The organism is Mesorhizobium sp. CA8, assembly GCF_020164955.1.
Taxonomy (GTDB): Bacteria; Pseudomonadota; Alphaproteobacteria; order Rhizobiales; family Rhizobiaceae; genus Mesorhizobium.
The window spans coordinates 84661-103644 of the sequence record NZ_JAIUHG010000014.1 but is presented as its reverse complement, the minus strand read 5'-3'; the positions used below and the strand labels follow the sequence as shown (position 1 = coordinate 103644).

Genomic DNA, 18984 nt, shown 5'->3' with positions numbered 1-18984 from the left:
CATCCTGATCTGGCGGCGTATTGATCCCGGCTGGCCGGGGTCCTAATTCTCCCTGACCCGCCATAAGCGCCGCCCCGCGCCAATCCGCATCCGGAGTTTGCGATGACCGACCTGTCCGCCTTTCCGATCGCCAAGCGCTGGCCGGCCAAGGATCCCGAGCGCCTGCAGCTCTATTCCGCCACGACGCCCAATGGCGTGAAGGTCTCGATTGCGCTGGAGGAGATCGGCCTTGCCTACGAGCCGCATTATGTCGATATTGGCAAGAACGAGAGCTGGACGCCGGAATTCCTGTCGCTCAACCCGAACGGCAAGATACCGGCGATCATCGACCCGGACGGTCCGGGCGGCAAGCCGATCGGCCTGTTCGAGTCCGGCGCCATCCTGCTCTATCTGGCCGACAAGACCGGCAAGCTCATTCCCGCCGATCCGGCGCGCCGCTACGAGGCGATCCAATGGGTGTTCTTCCAGATGGCGGCGATCGGCCCGATCTTCGGGCAGGTCGGCTTCTTCCACAAATTCGCCGGGCGCGAAATTGCCGACAAACGGCCGCTGGAGCGCTACCGCGACGAGTCGCGGCGGCTGATCGGCGTGCTCGAAACGCGCCTGAAGGGCCGCAAGTGGATCATGGACGACGACTACACAATCGCCGATGTCTCGATGCTGGGCTGGGTGCGCAACCTGATCGGCTTCTACGAGGCGCGCGACCTGGTCGGCTTCGACGATTTCCCGACCGTCGCCGAATGGCTGGAGCGCGGCTTGGCACGGCCGGCGGTGAAGCGGGGGCTCACCATTCCAGCGAAAGGCTAGGGCTCTTATTTCGACTTGGCGCTGGTTCGCCTGCCAAGCATGGACGCGGCCAATCTTGCAGTCGCCACCACCGCGCCAGTCGCAACGCTTGCGACCGTGCGTATCGGACCCGATTTGCTTGCAGCTGGCTTGTGCGGCTTCTGCGCTTTGGCCGCGACCTTGTGGGCCGCGCCGGGCGTCACTTTCTTCGGCGCTGCCTTACCGAAAGCCGGCTTGGCGTCCTTCGATCGTTCGGCCGCCGCGGGGCCGGCGCCGGCTGGGGCTTGCGTCATCCTGGATTGGCTGGCCCTGGCCTTCTTGGGCGCGGTTTTTCTGCTGTTCGTTGCCATCTGACGGCTCCTGCATTCTCGGTTCGCAGTTTCGGAGGGAAAGCGTTCGCCGCCTTCCTAGAATTGCTCCGGCGCCGGACAATTCGGGATAGGGTCATAACGGCGCGAAAACCTTAAGGTTCCCGCCCAAAACTATTGAAAATTGAGCAGGTTAACCAATAACCAAGGAACCAACGACCATATCGGCAGGCCGGCGCCGCGCCAGCACCCGCTCGATGTTGGGCATGTCGTTGGAGGCGATCCAGGCGCGGGCGTCCTCGTCGGATTTGCCGTGTTCGCGCCAGCGCTCCATCAGCCGGCGCTCGAGCTCAGCCCGCGGCACGTCGACGAAGATGGTGAAATCGAACAAAGGCGCCAGCCGCGACCAGGGCTCCTCGTCGAGCAGCAGGTAGTTGCCTTCGACCAGGACAAACTTGGTGTCGGCGGAAACGATTTCGGCCGCCGCGCGCGACAGTTCCATGCTGCGGTCGAACACGGGAATCGCGATATCGGGTTCGCCGGAGCGGATGCGCTTCAGCAGCGTCTCGAAGCCGGCGAAATCGAAGGTTTCCGGCGCGCCCTTGCGGGGACGCAGGCCGCGGCGGTTGAGAATAATGTCGTCATAGTGGAAGCCGTCCATCGGTACGACCTCCGAGCTGCCCTCCGGCAAAAGCTCATGCAATGAGGCGGATATTGTCGACTTGCCGGCGCCGGGCGGACCAGCGATGGCGACGACGAAGCGTTTGGCCTTGCCGGCGCGCTTGAAGATGGCGGCTGTGATATGAGCGATCTCGGACATAGGCGCCTTTCCGGTGCTGTTCGGCCGACATTTTGGCGGCACCGAGCGGAAATTTCAAATCTTAGAACGTCGTTTAGATCGCAAGCTGCCAGTCACATGCTGCCGGTTCATGCAGAAATCCAAAACGCCGGCGGGACAGCACCCCCTCTGTCCTACCGGCTTTCGTCGCTCGGAAAGCCAAGCAATTGGCTTCCCGTCCGCTGCGCGGACCCATCCTGGCCGACCTCTCAAGCAGGAACCGAACGGCCGATGCGCAGGAACCCGCCGTCGAACGGCACCTCCCGCGCTGCCCCGCCGGCAGCGAGGACACGCAAGCGGTCAGGCGCGGTTTCCAGGCCGCCTAGCGGTCCGGCCTCGGCGAACGGAACCGCGCCGATCACGTGGCGAAACGAGACCGACCGCCCCTCGGCCAGCGCAAAGGCCGTCGCCACGCCTTCATGCTTCAGCCAGTTGTCGCCGAGCGAAGCGGCATGGCCGACGGCCGTGCGGCCGTCCTCGACGCCGAGCACGCCGACGTGACGGCCGCTCCAGGGCGCGTAGTCGCGGCCGCCATTCGAGAACCACAGCATGGTGACCGGCAGTTCGGCCGGGTTCTTCAGCACCAGAACCAGGTCCTGCTCGGCGCGGCGGGCAATCGCCGTCCAGCCCGGCCCGCCGTGATCCGCCTCGACCAAGGTGATGAAATCTTCGCGCCTGTCTTCGATGCGGTAGTCGGTGAGGTCGGTTGTGCCGCCGGCGGCGAGCGGAAACTGCGCAAGGTCACCGGCGCGGGCCGGATAGGCCAGCATGAAGCTGCCGCGCGCCGGATCGGGCTCGAGCGGCGTGGCGGGCGTCACCGCCACGCGTTTTGGCGAGAAGGCCAACCGGCCGCCGCCTTGCATGGCCGTCATCGGATGATGGGCGACGGAGATCGCCCCCGAGCCGCCGGAAAAGATGTGCTCCTGGTAGAGGAAGGGGTGGCCGTCGCGCAGCGTGAAGACCTTGTCGACAGCGGCGCCCATCACCTTGCGGCGCAGCCGAAAAACGGCCCGCCAGCCGCCGGCAATGGCGGCGCTTTCGACGACGTCCCATTCGCTGTTGGCCGGCCAGCCATGCAGGGGTGCGGCCTCGACGTCGCTGGCGGAGAAGGGCGCGCAGAGGAAATCGCCTGAGAGCCGCACCGTGCCTTCGGGGAGGCTTTCAGGCAATGTCTCGCGCGGCGAGCCGACCCAGGGCGCGCGATGCAGAGGCTTCAGAACGCGGCCGTCGGCTTCGATGTCCATGGCACTGATGTGACCGACGACGAGATCGAGCGAGACGGAGATGCCCTTTGCGGTGATGGTAACCGTGTCCATGGATGCCTCCCGGCGAATCTTTTTCTCGCGGCAGCAAAGCCTGTCCAGCACCGGATACGCAAGCGAGATGGTAGGCAATTTGCATCAGTTCCTCACCCTCCCCCTTGTGGGGAGGGTCGGCGAGCGGTCGGAGCAAGCGGAGACCGGTCGACGGGGTGGGGCTCAAAGAAAGAATCCTTTCGACCCCCACCCCGATCCGCTGCGCGGATCGACCCTCTCCACAAGGGGGAGGATAAGGAACCCTACTGCCGCTTATACTCCCTGACCGGCGACTTTGTGCCGTCCGTATAGGTCACCTGCACCGCCATCGATTTCACATCGTCCTTGACCTTGAAGTAAGGCTGGTAGTCGGAGGGAATCGCGTAGGGGTCCTTGGCGTCGCAGGGCGGCATCTTGATCTCCTTGTCGAGCGCGGTGCCGTTCAGGCTGTAATGCACCGCCTTGATGGCGCAGCGGAAGGAGAGCATCTGGGTGAAATAGACCAAGCCGCGATTGCCGCCGGCGTCGAACGCGATCCAAGACGTCCAGAACTGGTCGAGGATCTGCTTGTTGCCCTGCTGGAGCGCCGAATCCGGATCGAAGCGGATGTCGAACGGGCCGGTCTCGCGGCCGCGGATGTCGAGATATTTGATGGCGATGATGGCGGCGGCGGTGCTGTCCGGCAATTCGAAGCTCGGATTGGGCATCGGCTTGCCGGTGCGCTGGTCGTTCAAGGCCATCAGGCCTGTGTCGGTGAACGGGCCGCTATCGCCGAGACGCCAGGAAATCGCAGTCGCCGGCTCGGGCAGCGAGATCGTCATCGACCAGCCGGCGTTGGAGCGCGTCGGCGTCAGCGTCGGCACGAAGCGCGAGGGATCGAGCACGTCGCCGAGGGCCGCCAGCCGGCTGCGGCTGCGGTCGAGCCAGTCGGCCAGTTGCGTCTGATCGATGAAATATTTGAGCAGGCCGCCATCCTGCTCATAGGAAACGAACTTGGCCAACGCCTGCGCTTCGCTGCGCTTGTCGGCGAGCGTCTGGCTGCCGAGACGATCCTCGGAGAATTCCTGCGCCAGGAGAAAGTAAGCCGGCGCGTAATCCGGATTGGCGGCGATGAAGGCGTTGAGCTTGTCCACCCGCTGGGCGTCGTCGAACTGCAAGAGATGGACGAGCTTGAGCGACGGCGCCTTGGCCTTTTCCGCCAGAGAACCGAACACTTCGCGGGCGCCGGCCTTGCCGTCCTGGACCCTGAGCAGCGTGGCAAAGCGCGTGTAGGGGTCGACCGCGTCGACATCGAAGCCGGCAAAGGCAAGATAGGAGCGGCGCGCGTTGAGCATGTCGCCGGCCAGCTCGTAGACGCGGGCATTGTGATAAAACTCATCCGGGCGCTTCGGATCGGCGATCGCGCCGCCCTGCGCCGCAAGCTGCGCAAATCCCTTGGCGATCGTGTCGATCGAAGCGGCGACCTGCTCGGTCGTCGCCTGCAGTTTTTCCACCTGCGCCTGCTGCTGTTCTTGGCCCGCGGCCAAGGTGTCGGTGGTCTGCTTGACCATATCCACGGTCTTCTGCGTCTCGGCGCCTTGCGCGGTCTGCTGCTTCTGCGCCGCGGCGATCTCTTCGGTCGTCTTCGCCACCGTGTCGGTGGATTTCTTGATCGCCTCGACGGTTTTCTGCGTCTCTGTGACGGTCTTCTCGATCTTCGCCACTTTCTGCGAGACGATGCCCAGCGACTGCTGCAGCTCGGCCACCGCCGGCACTAGGCTGGCGACCACGCCGTTCTGCGAATTCGTTTGCTGCTGGATGCCGTAGACGCCGCCGGCGATCGCCGCGGCGCTGGTGGCGAAGATCAGCGCCGGCATGGCTTTAGCCGCCAGCACCAGGCGCAGCACCATGGCGACGGCGATGATCAGCGCCGCGACCGCGGCTCCAAGCGCGATATAGGCGGCAAAGGGTCCGAGCGGGTTGAGCACGTCGCCGACCGCGCCGCTGATAAAGGCGAAGCTCGCCGCCCATTTGCCGGTGCGGCTGAGCGATGCTCGCAAAAGCGAGGTCGTACCCGTGGCGATTTCCGACATTGCCGATCCCCCCAAAACCAAGCCGCACGCATATTAACGGAAAGGTGGAGCGGAACGCAAAGCGGGGGTGAGCAGGCGGCCGGCGATTGGCGAAAGCCTGCGCGACATACGATCTCCCCCTTGCGGGCCGCAAGGGGAGATTGGCAGCTTCGGCGACGGCTCGAACCTCCAAAACCTGGGCAAATGCCTTATTGCCGCCGTTAACCAGTTGGACGCGGCACATGCGTTACGTTAGCTTCGCCGCATCTCAGCAACAGCTTTAGAACCGTCTTGCCCCGTCCCTTCCTCATCCTCCAGAAACTCATCGCTGCGATGGCCCTGCTCCTGCTGGTCGCCGGCTGCACCACGGCCGCGCCGCCTGAAAGCGTGCTTGCCGTGCCGGCCAAGCCGCAGAAATATGCGGCGATCGTGGTTGACGCCTCGACCGGCAAGACCTTGTTCGAGGTCAATTCCACGGCGCAGCGCTATCCCGCCTCGCTGACCAAGATGATGACGCTCTACATGCTGTTCGAGGCGCTGGAGAGCGGCCGCGTCACCAAGCAGACGCAGATCCCGGTTTCCGACCACGCCGCCTCGCAGCCGCCGACGAAGCTGCGCTTCCGGCGCGGCGAAACAATCGACGTCGATTCCGCCATCCGCGCCATGGTGGTGAAGTCGGCAAACGACGTGGCGGTGGCGGTGGGCGAATATCTTGGCGGTGGCTCAGAGGACCAGTTCGCGGCCATGATGACCGCCAAGGCGCGCTCGCTCGGCATGACCGGCACCAATTTCCGCAATGCCTGCGGCCTGCCCGACGACGGCCAGGTGACGACGGCGCGCGACATGGCGGTGCTGGGCATGGCGCTGGAAAAGCGCTTCCCGCAGCACTTCCACTATTTCTCCGAAAGCGATTTCATGTTCCGCGGGCGGCTGGTGCGCGGCCACAACGACATGCTGGGGCGCGTGCGCGGGGTCGACGGCATCAAGACCGGCTACATAAGAGCTTCCGGCTACAACATCGTCACCTCCTACAATGCCGATGGGCGGCATCTGATCGTGGTGGTAATGGGCGCCGACAGCGCGCGCCAGCGCAACAACCATGTCGAGGCGCTGATCCAGCGAAGCCTGGGGCCGACGATAGCCGATGCCGGCCAGCCCAGGCTGATGTATTCCGGGCAACAGCCGGCCTCGCCGCCGCCTGGCCTGCAGCCGCCCGACTCGGCTTTGCCCGGCCTGTCGACGCCGAATCAGGCGACGCCTGCGTCGACGCGGCCGGGCCAGCCGGCGTCGGATCTGCCGTCGCCGGACTTAGCGTCGCCCAGTTCGCCGCTGCTGCTACCGGCGCAGTAGAACGGTGCCCTTGTCGGCTCGTCATTCTAGGGCGGAGCAAGGAGCGAAGCGACGCGCGCAGACCCTAGAATCCATGCCGCGACCTGTGAACGTCGCGACGGTGCAGACAGTGGCGCCGGAACGCCGGCGTAGGCGTCCTCGTTCTGCACCGATGCATTTTTCGGCGGGCGTAATGGCATGGATTCCAGGGTCTGCGCGACGCTTCGCGTCGCTCCGCCCTAGAATGACGACCTCATTGGGAGGCGTTGTCCCACCAATCTTTTATCTGACCACCAGCACCGGGATCTGCGTCAGCGACACCACCTCCGCCGTCTGGCTGCCGAGCACAAGGCGTCCCAGCCCGCGGCGGCCGTGCGAGGCCATGACGATCAGGTCGCAGGCCTCCGCGGCAGCCACATCGAGGATCGCCTCGGCGGGCGTCCGGTTCTCGATGTGCAGGGTCTTCGCACCGATGCCCTTCGCGCCGGCCTCGGCCTGGCATTTGTCGAGCACCTCGCGGGCATATTTGCGCGCGTTTTCCTGGTAATTGGTGAGCTCGTCGGCGGCGACATAACCGGCCATGGCGCCGCCCCAGGCGAGCGTCGGGAACGGCTCGGAGACGGTGACGAAGACGACGGCGGCGCCGAGCCCCTCGGCCAGCTCAAGCCCGTGGGCGACGCCCTTTTGGGCGAGTTCCGAACCGTCGGTGGCGATCAGGATTTTCTTGTACATGGCGGCGATCCCTCATTTGCGGGCGCTGCGCGCCCCAGGTGGCGGGAACCTGAACGGTCAGGCCCGATGTCGATATAGTCAGCCTATCAGGCCCGCCACAGGGGACAGGTTGATCTCACTCAAGGCCAGGGGGCGGAGACGATTGCTCCAGGGGTGGTGAGAAATTGCCGACGGCGCTCCCCCTCACCAGCCTCCGCTTCGCTCGGCTGACCTCTCCCCGGCGGGGAGAGGAGATTGTCAGCGCCGGCGCTTCCCTCTTCTTCCCGGCGGGGAGAAGGTGGCCGCGTAACGGGTGGATGAGGGGGTGCGCCGACCTATGCAATTGCCTAAGCAGCCCGCCCGCCCCATCACAAGAACTTGTTCCGTCACACACTTTTCACACTGACCATGGATATGCCGCCGGCTTGGCGTATCGTATCGCAAAGCCTCGAACAGGAGCACCGAGCATGGCAGGCGACCCGAAGGCATCCGCGCAGCCCGACGACGAGAACGACATCGCCGGCGAGTATCTCGAGGCGGAAACCGTGCCGGAGGATGCGCAAGCAGCCGCCGACGAGATCCTCGAAGCGCCGGAGGTGCCGGATTCCGAACCGCATGTTCCCGGCGCGACCAGGGTCAAGCCGAAGAAGAAACCCTCTGCGATATCGGGGCGCAAATTCCGCAAGCGCGACCTGGTGCGCATCGACGATCTGAGGCCCAGCCTCGCCGATCGCATTCGCTCCGACCATCCCGACCTGCCGCGCGGCGCCCGCATCAGCCGCGAGGAGCTCGGCCGCTACCGCATGCGCTACATGGAGGAACTGCTGCAGCAGGAGCATGGCGAATTCTCCGAGCTCGACCGCCAGGTGGTGGAATCGATCGCCAGGCAGGACACGATCTCGGAAAACTCGGAAGAGGAGTTCGAGGAGCACCGCTCCTTCGCCGACCGCGTCTCCGACGGCATGGCCGAGTTCGGCGGCAGCTGGTGGTTCCTGATCTCCTTCGCGGCGGTGCTGTTGATCTGGATCGGCCTCAACCTCGTCCAGGGCGAATCCAAGGCCTTCGACCCCTATCCGTTCATCCTGCTCAACCTTCTGCTCTCCTGTATCGCCGCCATCCAGGCGCCGGTGATCATGATGAGCCAGAAGCGCCAGGAAGCCAAAGACCGGCTGCGCTCCTTCAACGACTACCGGGTGAACCTCAAGGCCGAGCTGGAAGTGCGGCACCTGCACGAAAAGCTCGACTACCTGATCTCGCGCCAATGGCAGCGCCTGGCCGAGATGCAGCAGATGCAGCTGGATGCCATGCACGAGCTGGCAAGCGCGAAGAAGCAGAAGCACACCGCGCGGGCGGTGCGGCGCAAGACGGCGAAGGTCGAGGCAGAAGGTTAGGCCACCGGAGCTTCGGTTCCTCGCCCCCGCCAGAGCGGGGGAGAGGTGGCTCGGCGAAGCCGAGACGGAGAGGGGGAGCGCCGTCTCCGATGGCCTACCGGTCGGACAATCACCCAACAGCCCACCGCACAATCGCCAATTGCCCGTTGAAGCCCGCAGCGGCTTCCGCTAAGAAGCCGTGGCTGGCCGGCTCACCGGCCGGTTCGTTTTCCGGTTCTCCGGGAAGCACCCGTAGCTCAGCTGGATAGAGCGCTGCCCTCCGAAGGCAGAGGTCACAAGTTCGAATCTTGTCGGGTGCGCCAATTTCGGTTTCCGCGGCTTCAGAAGGGCGAAAAGCAGCTGCGACACGCGTCCTGAAAGCCTTGTCGAGGGCTACTTCAGCACAATAACTCCGTTCGCAACTTGATGGAACAAAATCTCCCTTGGCGGGTAAGGTCTCCATGTCGTCGGGTCGTTGTCTATGCGGGTCAGTGCGCTACCAAATCGCGGGTGAGCTTGCACAGCCTGTAGCCTGTCACTGCACCCAATGCGCCCGCACCAGTGGCAACTTCGCGACTATGGCGGCCTGTCGCTCGGAGAATCTTGAACTGCTAGCGTCGTCTACCCTCAGTTGGTACCGCTCGTCACACGACGTCGAGCGCGGTTTCTGCTCGCGCTGCGGCGGTAATCTATTCTGGAAGGCGGCTCCCGGCCTTCAAACCTTCGTCGCTGCCGGAACCCTTGACCCACCGACAGGCCTGCGCCTTAGCAAGCATATTTTCGTGGGATCGAAGTCCGATTTTTACGATCTAACCGACGGGCTACCGCAGGAGCAGGACGGCTAGTTTCAGCTGCAGGCGCACGTGAGGGACCGACAGATGAAGTCCAACGGTGAGAGCAAGCCAGGGCACGAAAACCCGTAAGGAAGCCCCGGCGATTAGCCACTTCGATCTGACTTCATCAGCCCCTTTCTAGAGCTCTAGCCCAAGCCGGACGATTGATCAGAGATCGAAATCACGTCGGTTGCACGCTGCGTCGGCGCTGCCGAGAGCTCCTGGCAGCATGGCGGCGACGTACAGCGTCCGATACTCAATCGGCACAGGTCCTGCCTTCCACCTCTCCGCCAACTGAGATCGCCTTAGCCTCACCCCAGCACCTCCCCGATCGCCTGCGCCAGCCTTTCCACCCCATCCCTCATCTGCGCCGCGTCGCACGCCGCATAGCCCAGCACCAGCCCTTGGGTCGGCGCCGTGTTCTGGAAATATTTCGACAGCGGCGAGACGTTGATCGCCCTTTTTGCCGCCGCCTGGCTGACCTTGATGTCGTCGATGCCTTCCTTGAGGTAGCCCACCACCTGGATGCCGGCTTCGGCGGGGGACAGCGTGATCTCGTCGCGCAGACGCTCGGTCACGATGTCGCGGAAAAGCTGGCGGCGCTGGGTATAGATGCGGCGCATGCGCTTCAGATGCCGGCTCATATGGCCTTCGGTGATGAAATCAGCCAAGGCGGCCTGCAGGAGCAGCGGCGCGAACTGGCCGGTGGTTGAGAGCGCGTTGACGATGCGGCCGGCGAGCTCCGGCGGCAGCACCATGAAGCCGATGCGCAGCGCCGGGAACAGGAGCTTTGCGAAGGTGCCGACATAGATGACGCGGCCGGAGCGGTCCATGCTCTGGATCGCCGGCACGGGGCGGCCCTGGAATCGGTATTCGCCGTCGAAATCATCCTCGATCACCCAGGCATTGGCCGTTTCGGCGATGTCGAGCAGGCGCAGCCGCTCCTCCATGCGCATGGTGATGCCGAGCGGATGCTGGCAGGCCGGCGTCACATAGATGAGGCGGGGCGAAAAATCCGGGGCATCGAGACGCCAGCCGCGCTCCTGGTCGACCGCAATCGGCAGGATCCTGGCGCCGGCCACGGTGAAGGCGGCCTTGGCGCCGTAATAGCCGGGCTCCTCCATCCACACCGTGTCGTCGGGATCGAGCAGCAGGCGTGCAAGAAGATCGAAGGCGGCCTGCGCGCCGGTGGTGATGACGATCTGTTCGGGCCGGCAGCGCACGCCGCGGGCCGAGAACAGATAGCCGGCGATCGCTTCCTTCAGCGCCGGGTGGCCGGTGACGTCATAGGTGCCGAACAACGTCTCGCCACCATGGCTGGCGCGGCGCGCAACGAGGCGGCCCCAGACGCCGAAGGGGAAGCTCTGCGCATCCGGCATGCCGGGGTGGAAGGCGACGTGCCCCGGCCGGCCGTGGTGATAGGGCTGGTTGAGCAGCTGCTGGCCGCGCAGCGAAGGCGCGCGCAGCGGCACGGGCGGCTCCTCGCGCGGTGATTCGCGCGGGCCGTCCGGCAGGTCGACGATGACGGGGCGCGCGCCCTGGCGGTTGGCGAGATAGCCTTCGGTGACCAGCTGGTCGTAGGCGGCGACGATGGTGTTGCGGCCAAGGCCGAGTTCGGCCGCCAAGGCGCGGGTGGAGGGAAGCTCCGAGCCGGGGGGAAGTGCGCGGCTGCGGATGATGGCAACGAGGCCGTGATAGAGCTGGCGCGAGAGATGCTCGGGGCTCGAGCGGTTCACGGCTAGCATGTCGAGCGGGAAGGCCTGGGGTTTGGGGTGGGGGCGCATGGGTTATCCCCACCCATGGATGCAATGGCAATGGCGTGCCGCGACACGCTTGTGCTGTAAGGTCGAGTTCCTTCGCCCCCCTCTCTGTCCTGCCGGACATCTCCCCCTCAAGGGGGGAGATCGGATGTCGCGCCGGCTTTCGCCAATCGCCAACGTCGCAAAGGGGGGCGCGGCGGCGAAGCTGCCAATCTCCCCCCTTGAGGGGGAGATGTCCGGCAGGGCAGAGAGGGGGGCCTCGCGCCGACGATCGATGATTTCGAGATTGTCCATCCTCCCCCATCCTGCCACACCCACCTCCGACTTGAAACTGGTTCCTTCATTTTCCGGAAAACTGGCCCTCGCGAGGGAGACAGAGCGGGGTAGACTTCGCGCACTGACGTTGGGGCAAGACGTCGACAAGGACATGTAAGACGGGAACTTGCCAGGCGAGATGCTGGGAGGGCGCCCCGCCGAACGAAACGGCGGGCTTTTGCCCTGCCGCCAGCAATCGCAGCATCTCCTCCCGAGACCAGATACCCCGCAGCGATCCGGCTGCGGGGCGGAAAGCGAGCAATGACGACAGTTCGACTTGGCATCAACCCGATCACCTGGACCAATGACGACGTACCGGAACTGGGCGGCGACACGCCGCTCGAGACCTGCCTCGCCGAAACCGCGGAGGCCGGCTATGCCGGCACCGAGCTTGGCGGCAAGTTCCCGCGCGACAGCCGCACGCTTCGGCCCATCCTCGACCATTACGGGCTGGCGCTGGTCTCCGGCTGGTATGACGGGCGCATCTGCGAGAAGGAGGTGGACGAGGAATTCGAGGCGATCCGGCCGCATCTGACGCTGCTTCGCGATCTTGGCGCCAGGCGCGTCGTCTATGCCGACACCTCGCGCGGCCGGCATGGCGCGATCCACGACCCGATCTCGCAGCGGCCGAAGCTGATGGACGGGGAATGGAAGGCCTATGGAGCCAAGATCACGCGGCTCGCGGAGCGGTTTTCGGATTTCGGCGTCGGCATGGCCTTCCACCATCACATGGGCACGATCGTCGAGACCGACGGGGAAATCGACAGGCTGATGCACAGCACCGGCGAGGCGGTCGGCCTGCTCTACGACACCGGACACTGCGCCTTTGCCGGCGGCGACCCGGAGCAATTGCTGCGCCGGCATGTCGAGCGCGTCGTGCATGTCCATTGCAAGGATGTGCGGCCGGCCATCCTGAAGAAGGCGCGCGAGGCCGATATGAGCTTCATGGGCGCGGTGATGGAGGGCATTTTTACCGTGCCCGGCGACGGCGCGATCGACTATCCGACGCTCCTAAAAATCTTCGCCGACCAGGGCTATTCGGGCTGGCTGGTGGTGGAGGCCGAGCAGGACCCGGCCAAGGCGCATCCGTTGACCTATGCGACGATGGGCTATCGCAATCTGAAGAAACTGGCGCAAGATGCCGGTTTCTACGTGCACGAGCGCAAGGCTTGAGGAAGGCAGGGGCGCTGGCGGGATGGGTTCGGTAGTCTTCAAGAACGTGGTCAAGAATTTCGGCGCGCTCAACGTGCTGCGATCGCTGGACCTCACCGTGCCGGACCATAAGTTCCTCGCCCTTCTCGGCCCCTCGGGCTGCGGCAAGACGACGGCGCTGCGCATCCTGGCGGGGCTCGACATGCCGACCGCCGGCAAGGTGTTCATCGGCGAGCGCGACGTCACCCGGCTGCAGCCGCGCGACCGCGACATCGCCATGGTGTTCCAGAGCTACGCGCTCTATCCGCAGATGACGGTCGCGGACAATATCGGTTATCCGCTGTGGATACGCGGCACATCCGAGGCCGGGCGCAAGGCCAAGATCGGCGAGGTAGCCGCCATCCTCGAAATCGGCCATCTGCTCGACCGCCGGCCGCGCCAGCTTTCCGGCGGCCAGAGACAGCGCGTGGCGCTGGCCCGCGCCATCGTGCGCGACCCGGCCGCCTTCCTGATGGACGAGCCGCTCTCCAATCTCGACGCGCGGCTCAGGCTCACCATGCGCGGCGAGATCAAGCGGCTCTGCCAGCGCCTCAGCGCCACCACCATCTATGTCACCCACGACCAGGTCGAGGCGCTCACCATGGCCGACCTCGTCGCCGTCATGCAGGGCGGCGAGCTGCAGCAGATGGCGCCGCCCATCGAGATCTACGACCGCCCGGCGAACCGTTTCGTCGCCACCTTCGTCGGCAATCCGCCGATGAACATCCTGCCGGCCGCGCTTTGCGAGCAAGGCGTGACGGTCGCCACCGGGATCGTGCCGGTGGATCAGACACGGCTCGCCGCATGCCGCCTGGCGGAGATCGTGGAGATCGGGCTGAGACCGGAAGACTGCAGCGTCGCCCCGCCGGGCGAAGCGGGCGTGCTGCAGGGCGAAATCTACGTGGTCGAGCCCATGGGCAACGAGACGCTGGTCAATGTCCGCCTCGAAGGCGGCAACGTCCAGGTGCGTGCCGGACGCGATTTCAGGGGTGTGGTGGGTGAAAGCATCGGCGTCGCCTTCGACCCGGCGAACGCCTGTTTCTTCAATTCGGGCGGCCTCACCGCCGTCCACAGGGTCAATAACAATGGGAGAGTGAAATGATGCATTCCAGCAGACTTACTCGCCGCTCCGTCATCAAGGGCGGGCTCGGCCTCGCCTTGGCCAGCACGGCCCTCACCACGCTCGGCCTGCCGATGCCGGCCAGGGCAGCCGGCAAGAAGGTGATCATCGGCGCCTTCGCCGATGGCGGCCTGACGCCGTTCAAGGAAAAGATCATCCCGCTGGCCAAGGAGCAGGGCTTCGACATCCAGTTCCTCGAGGACGAATACGGCGTGACGCTCGAGAAGTGGTTCGCCGACGCTCAGAGCGGGGCCGGCCAGTATGACCTTTACCTGCTCGACGATCCATGGGTGCCGCAGTTCGGCGCCGCCAACGTGCTTGAGGACCTTGGTGCCGGCGGCATCGATGGGTCGGACAAGGACTGGATCGGCCCGATGATCGACATGGGCTACTGGCCGCCGCGGCAGGGGCCGCGCGTCAAGGGCTTCGAGAACGCCAAGCCAACACTGATCTGCGTGCCCTTCGTCGGCGACCTGCAGACGCTCACCTACCGCAACGACGTCTTCACCGGCGGCGCGCCCAAGACCTGGGACGAGGTGATCGCCAAGGGCAAGGAAGGCGTGGCTGCCGGCAAGATCAAATACCCGGTTGTGTTCCGCGGTGTCTCCGGCAACCCGATCGTCACCAGTTGGTATCCGATCTTCCTGTCGTTCGGCGGCGCCTTCTTCGACGACAAGTGGAACCCCATCTTCAATTCGGCCGAGGGCAAGGCCTCGGCGGATTTCTTTGTCGGCACGATGAAGCAGAACGCGCCGAGCGGCGTAGTCGAGTTCGATTCCGACCAGGAGGGCGCGGCAATCCTCGGCGGCGATGCCGGCGCCATCATCCAGTATTCGGGCAATGCGTTGAAGGCCGACGATCCCGCCCAGACCAAGGTCGCGGGCAAGCTCGATTTCGGCGTCGTGCCGAAGCAGGAAAAGGCGATCGCCCAGATGGGCATCTTCATCGCCGGCGTGCCGAAATCGGCGCCCAACAAGGCGAACTCGATCGAGTTCCTGAAATGGTATGTCAGCGCCGAAACCCAGGCCAAGCTCTCGGAAGCGGGCTCTATTCCCGTCAAGCGCAGCGCCTTCGGCATCGCCAAGCCGGGCAACCGTCTGATCCCGGTCGCCCTGCAGCAGCTCGACGCGGGCGCCTTGCCGCGGCCGCGCACACCAGACTGGGCAAAGGTCGAGGAACTGCTCGGCATCGAGCTCAACAAGGCGCTGCAGGCCGGCTCCGGCGGGGGCGCTGCGCTCGACAAGGCCGCCAAGCAGGTCAAGGACTATCTGACCACGGCCGGTTACTACTGATGCGAACCGGCACGCAGGCGCGCAAATATCGCCTGCAGGGGGCGGGGCTCGACCTCGCCCTCCCCTATCTCATGCTGGCGCCGGGCCTGACGATCGTGCTCGGCGTGCTCGTCTATCCGCTCTGGGATGGGCTCCGCGCCAGCACCAGAGCCTATCGTTACGGCTCGCCGGTGGCCGATGTCGGCCTGCAGAACTATCTGCATCTGTGGAGCGACGCGCAGTTTCTCAACGCACTCTGGGTCACGGTGAAGTTCGTGGCGCTGTCGGTGTCTTTCGAGGCGGTGCTGGGCTTCGCGCTGGCGCTGTTTTGCCTGCACGAATTCCGCGGCATCCGGCTGCTCAGGACCGTGCTGATCATTCCCATGGTGATCACGCCGGTCGTCGTCGCCATCGTCTTTCGACTGATCTATGCCAGCGACGCCGGCATGCTGACCGCGCTGTCGAAGGCCACGGGCGGCGGCGAGGTGCAGATCCTCGGCAATCCGCTCAACGCCTTCATCGGCCTGGTCGCGCTCGACGTCTGGGAATGGACGCCGCTGATGTTCCTGATCCTGCTTGCGGGACTGCAATCGCTGCCGCACGAGCCATTCGAGGCGGCGCGCGTTGACGGCGCCGGCGCCTGGCGCGTCTTCGCCGATCTCACCTTTCCGATGATGCGGCCGGTGCTGGCGGTGGCGATCGTTCTCAGGACCATCGACGCCTTCGGCACCTTCGACCAGGTTTTCGTCTTGACCCGTGGCGGGCCGGGCGAAGCGACGAGGCTGATCTCGATCTACGGCTACGACACCGCATTCAAATTCCAGCAGACCGGATATGCGGCGGCGCTGTTCGTGACGATCGGCCTCGTCGTGCTCGCGCTGGCCTTCAGCGCCATCAGGCTGCTGCGCAGGGTGGACGCGTCATGAGCAACCGCCTGTCGCGCATCCTCACCACCATCTTCGTGCTGGCCGTCGTGCTGCTGCCGATCTACTGGCTGGTCTCCACCTCGCTCAAGTCGAACCGCGAGATCACCCAGGAAGGCACGCTTTACCCGCATGTGCCGACGCTCGACAATTACGTGCGACTGTTCACCGAAAAGCAGTTCGGCTCCTATTTGACGAACTCGCTGGTGGTGACCTTCTTCTCGGTCGCGATCGCGCTGATCGTCGGCGCGATGGGCGCTTATGCGATCGCCAGGTTCCGCCTGCCTTTCGCTGCGGAGCGCAAGGTTGGCCTGTTCCTGCTCACCCTGCGGATCATCCCGCCAGTCGTCATCCTGATCCCCGTCTATCTCTTGATGCTCAGCCTCGGGCTACTCGACAGCTGGCTCGGCCTGATCGCTACTTACACCGCCTTCAACGTCACCTTCTGCGTCTGGATGATGGAGAGCTTCTTCAGCGAGATCCCCGTCGACCTCGAGGAGGCGGCGATGGTCGACGGCGATTCGCGCTTCGGCGCCTTCCGCCGCATCACGCTGCCATTGGCGGCACCGGGGCTCGCGGCCACCGCGATCTTCGCCGTGCTGGTCACCTTCAACGAGTTCCTCTTCGCGCTGGCGCTGACGGCGACGCCCCGCGCCATGACCATGCCGCGCGGCACGGCAACGCTGATCGGCCGCATCGACACCGACTGGGCCTCGATGGCGGCTGCCGGCGTCATCGGCGCGTTGCCGATCGTGTTCTTCGCGCTTCTGGTGCAGCGGCATCTGGTGCGCGGGCTGACCATGGGCGCCGTGAAATGATGCCGCTTGGGCAACACGAACCGGCCGCCAGCGATGGAGCGGCCTGATGGGAAAGTCGAACGCATGATGGATGTTTGTCTGTTCGGGGTAGGGCTGATCGGCCGTGTGCATGCGAGCAATCTCGCGCGCCACCCGAAGGTGCGGCTGCGCTACGTCGTCGATCCCAATCGCGAGGCGGCCGAGAAGGTCGCCGCCGTAACCGGCGCCGAGATCGTGGACACCGAGACCGCTATGAACGATCCGGCAGTGAAAATGGTTTTCATCGCGTCGGCCACACGCACCCACGCGGAGCTAGCCATGGCTGCGGCGGCGCAAGGCAAGGCGATCTTCTGCGAGAAACCGATCGACCTCGACCTGAAGCGCACCGACGAGTGCCTGGCGGCGGTCGCGAAGGCCGACGTGCCGTTCCAGATCGGCTTCAACCGCCGCTTCGATCCGAGCTTCCGGGCGCTGAAGGAGCGCCTCGATGGCGGCGAGATCGGCGCCGTCGAGCAGGTCATCATCACCAGCCGCGACCCCGAGCCGGAATCCGAGGAAGCGCTAGCGGGAGGCGGGGGCGTCTTTCGCGAGATGACTATCCACGACTTCGACATGGCGCGGAACATGCTCGGCGAAGAACCAGTCGAACTTTTCGCGACCGGCTCCTCGCTGGTGGCGCCGCAATACAGGAAGCTCGGCGACTACGACACCGCGATGTTCATCCTGCGAACGGCGTCCGGCCGGCAATGCCACATCAACAACAGCGTCAGGGCTGCCTATGGCTATGACCAGCGCATCGAGGTGCACGGCGCCGACGGCATGCTGCAGGCCGGCAACCGGCTGCCGACCTCGGTGGAAATATACGGCGGCACGGGCATATCGCGCGACAAGCCCTATTACTTCTTCGTCGAACGCTATGCCGAGTCCTACGCGGCCGAGATCGACCACTTCATCACCTGCGTCGAAACGGGCAGGCGGCCGGCGGTCACCGCCAGCGATGGTCGCAAGGCGATGATCCTTTGCGAGGCGGCGCTTGCGTCGGCCCGGTCCGGCAGGTTTGAGCCCGTAGAGCTGTGAGCGGACGGTCCGAAGCAAGCGGGAGTTTCCGAAATGAAGATTGGCATGATCACCGACAGCCTGGGCTACCTGTCCTTCGACGAAATGCTGCGCGCCTCGGCCGAACTGGGGCTGGAGACGCTGGAGTTCGCCTGCGGCAACTGGTCGTCGGCGCCGCATATCGACCTTGCGGCCATGCTGGATAGCGCGGCGACCCGCGCCGAATTCGTCGCCAAGGTCCGCGACCACGGGCTGACGATCGCGGCGCTCAACTGCTCGGGCAATCCGCTGCATCCGGGACCGCAGGGCAAGCAGCACCGCCAGGTGACCGAGGACACGATCCGGCTGGCGAGCCTCCTGGGCATCGACCGCGTGGTGATGATGTCGGGGCTGCCGGGCGGCCCGGGCGACGCCAACCCCAACTGGATCATCACCGACTGGCCGCCCGAATGCGCCGAGATCCAGCGCTACCAGTGGGACGATTGCATCATCCCGTATTGGCGCGACCTCGTCGGCTTTGCGAACAACCTTGGCATCAGGAAGCTTTGCCTGGAACTGCATGGGCATCAGGCCGTGTACAATGTGCAGACGCTGTTCCGGCTGCGCGATGCCGTCGGCGAGACGGTCGGCGCGAACTACGATCCGAGCCATCCGATATGGATGGGCGCCGATCCCATCGCCGCCGTGCGCAAGCTTGGCTCGGCGATCTACTATGTCCACGCCAAGGATACGCGCGTCGAACCGATACCGGCGGCCATCGACGGCGTGCTCGATGCCCGTCCGCCAAATCAGTTTGCCGAAAGGGCCTGGAATTACATCACGCTCGGCTACGGCCACGGCGAGACCTGGTGGCGGCAGTTCTGCACGGCGCTGAAGCAGGCCGGCTACGACGACGTGCTGTCGATCGAGCACGAGGACATGATGCTGTCGCCCATGGAAGGCATGCGCAAATCCGTGGCGCTGCTGCGCAACGTCGCCATCAACCTGGCCTGAATGCTCAGATCCGATTTTGCATTGGCCGGCCGCCGTG

16 protein-coding genes, 1 tRNA gene and 1 pseudogene are annotated in these 18984 nt (G+C 65.0%); 12 read left to right on the top strand and 6 right to left on the bottom strand.

Annotated features, from left to right (window positions below; genetic code table 11):
• Positions 1-102 precede the first annotated feature (102 nt).
• Positions 103-807, top strand: coding sequence for a glutathione S-transferase family protein (locus LB553_RS16970; RefSeq protein ID WP_224515021.1), 705 nt, complete (start codon positions 103-105; stop codon positions 805-807).
• Positions 808-812: 5 nt separating this feature from the next.
• Here LB553_RS16970 and LB553_RS16965 read toward each other — a convergent pair whose 3' ends face one another.
• The 4 genes from LB553_RS16965 to LB553_RS16950 form a co-directional block, all read right to left on the bottom strand.
• Positions 813-1136, bottom strand: a complete 324-nt coding sequence (locus LB553_RS16965; protein ID WP_224515020.1) for a hypothetical protein — start codon at positions 1134-1136, stop codon at positions 813-815.
• 151 nt (positions 1137-1287) lie between these two features.
• Positions 1288-1914 (bottom strand): nucleoside triphosphate hydrolase, encoded by a 627-nt coding sequence (locus LB553_RS16960; protein ID WP_224515018.1) that lies wholly within the window; start codon positions 1912-1914, stop codon positions 1288-1290.
• A 227-nt stretch (positions 1915-2141) separates the two neighbouring features.
• Positions 2142-3248, bottom strand: a complete 1107-nt coding sequence (locus LB553_RS16955) for a hypothetical protein (protein ID WP_224515016.1) — start codon at positions 3246-3248, stop codon at positions 2142-2144.
• A gap of 242 nt (positions 3249-3490) precedes the next feature.
• Positions 3491-5299, bottom strand: coding sequence for a methyl-accepting chemotaxis protein (locus tag LB553_RS16950; protein ID WP_224515014.1), 1809 nt, complete (start codon positions 5297-5299; stop codon positions 3491-3493).
• Between the two features lie 312 nt (positions 5300-5611).
• On the opposite strand from LB553_RS16950, the pseudogene LB553_RS16945 reads away from it, so the two are divergent.
• Positions 5612-6460 (top strand): annotated as a pseudogene (locus LB553_RS16945) (D-alanyl-D-alanine carboxypeptidase family protein); the annotation flags it as partial.
• A gap of 429 nt (positions 6461-6889) precedes the next feature.
• Here the strand turns inward: LB553_RS16945 and LB553_RS16940 are convergent.
• Positions 6890-7339, bottom strand: coding sequence for a universal stress protein (locus tag LB553_RS16940; RefSeq protein ID WP_224515010.1), 450 nt, complete (start codon positions 7337-7339; stop codon positions 6890-6892).
• A 446-nt stretch (positions 7340-7785) separates the two neighbouring features.
• Here LB553_RS16940 and LB553_RS16935 point away from each other — a divergent pair, with 446 nt between their 5' ends.
• The 3 genes from LB553_RS16935 to LB553_RS16925 all read left to right on the top strand — a co-directional run bounded on the left by LB553_RS16935 (position 7786) and on the right by LB553_RS16925 (position 9533).
• Complete coding sequence (locus LB553_RS16935; RefSeq protein WP_224515009.1) at positions 7786-8709, top strand: DUF1003 domain-containing protein; 924 nt, start codon at positions 7786-7788, stop codon at positions 8707-8709.
• Positions 8710-8934: 225 nt separating this feature from the next.
• Positions 8935-9011: transfer RNA gene (locus tag LB553_RS16930), tRNA-Arg, on the top strand.
• A gap of 138 nt (positions 9012-9149) precedes the next feature.
• Complete coding sequence (locus tag LB553_RS16925; RefSeq protein ID WP_224515116.1) at positions 9150-9533, top strand: GFA family protein; 384 nt, start codon at positions 9150-9152, stop codon at positions 9531-9533.
• Between the two features lie 299 nt (positions 9534-9832).
• Here the strand turns inward: LB553_RS16925 and LB553_RS16920 are convergent, their stop codons facing one another.
• Entirely contained in the window at positions 9833-11305 is a 1473-nt protein-coding gene (locus LB553_RS16920; RefSeq protein WP_224515007.1) for a PLP-dependent aminotransferase family protein, read from the bottom strand.
• Positions 11306-11857: 552 nt separating this feature from the next.
• Between LB553_RS16920 and iolE the strand changes: the two genes are divergently transcribed.
• The 7 genes from iolE (at position 11858) to LB553_RS16885 (ending at position 18947) form a co-directional block, all read left to right on the top strand.
• A complete protein-coding gene (gene iolE / locus LB553_RS16915) occupies positions 11858-12769 on the top strand; it encodes a myo-inosose-2 dehydratase (RefSeq protein ID WP_224515005.1) in 912 nt (303 codons plus the stop codon).
• A 22-nt stretch (positions 12770-12791) separates the two neighbouring features.
• The gene (locus LB553_RS16910) at positions 12792-13889 is read left to right on the top strand and encodes an ABC transporter ATP-binding protein (RefSeq protein WP_224515003.1); all 1098 of its coding nucleotides are present in this window, start codon (positions 12792-12794) and stop codon (positions 13887-13889) included.
• Positions 13886-15199 (top strand): extracellular solute-binding protein, encoded by a 1314-nt coding sequence (locus tag LB553_RS16905; RefSeq protein WP_224515001.1) that lies wholly within the window; start codon positions 13886-13888, stop codon positions 15197-15199. The genes LB553_RS16910 and LB553_RS16905 overlap by 4 nt, the downstream gene beginning before the upstream one ends.
• The gene (locus LB553_RS16900) at positions 15199-16104 is read left to right on the top strand and encodes a carbohydrate ABC transporter permease (protein WP_224514999.1); all 906 of its coding nucleotides are present in this window, start codon (positions 15199-15201) and stop codon (positions 16102-16104) included. The genes LB553_RS16905 and LB553_RS16900 overlap by 1 nt, the downstream gene beginning before the upstream one ends.
• Positions 16101-16919 carry a carbohydrate ABC transporter permease gene (locus LB553_RS16895; RefSeq protein WP_224514997.1) on the top strand — a complete coding sequence of 273 codons (819 nt, stop codon included), beginning with the start codon at positions 16101-16103 and terminating at the stop codon, positions 16917-16919. Before LB553_RS16900 ends, LB553_RS16895 begins: the two co-directional genes overlap by 4 nt.
• Before the next feature lie 63 nt (positions 16920-16982).
• Complete coding sequence (gene iolG / locus LB553_RS16890; protein WP_224514996.1) at positions 16983-17975, top strand: inositol 2-dehydrogenase; 993 nt, start codon at positions 16983-16985, stop codon at positions 17973-17975.
• Positions 17976-18008: 33 nt separating this feature from the next.
• Entirely contained in the window at positions 18009-18947 is a 939-nt protein-coding gene (locus tag LB553_RS16885) for a sugar phosphate isomerase/epimerase family protein (protein ID WP_224514994.1), read from the top strand.
• Positions 18948-18984: the final 37 nt, after the last annotated feature.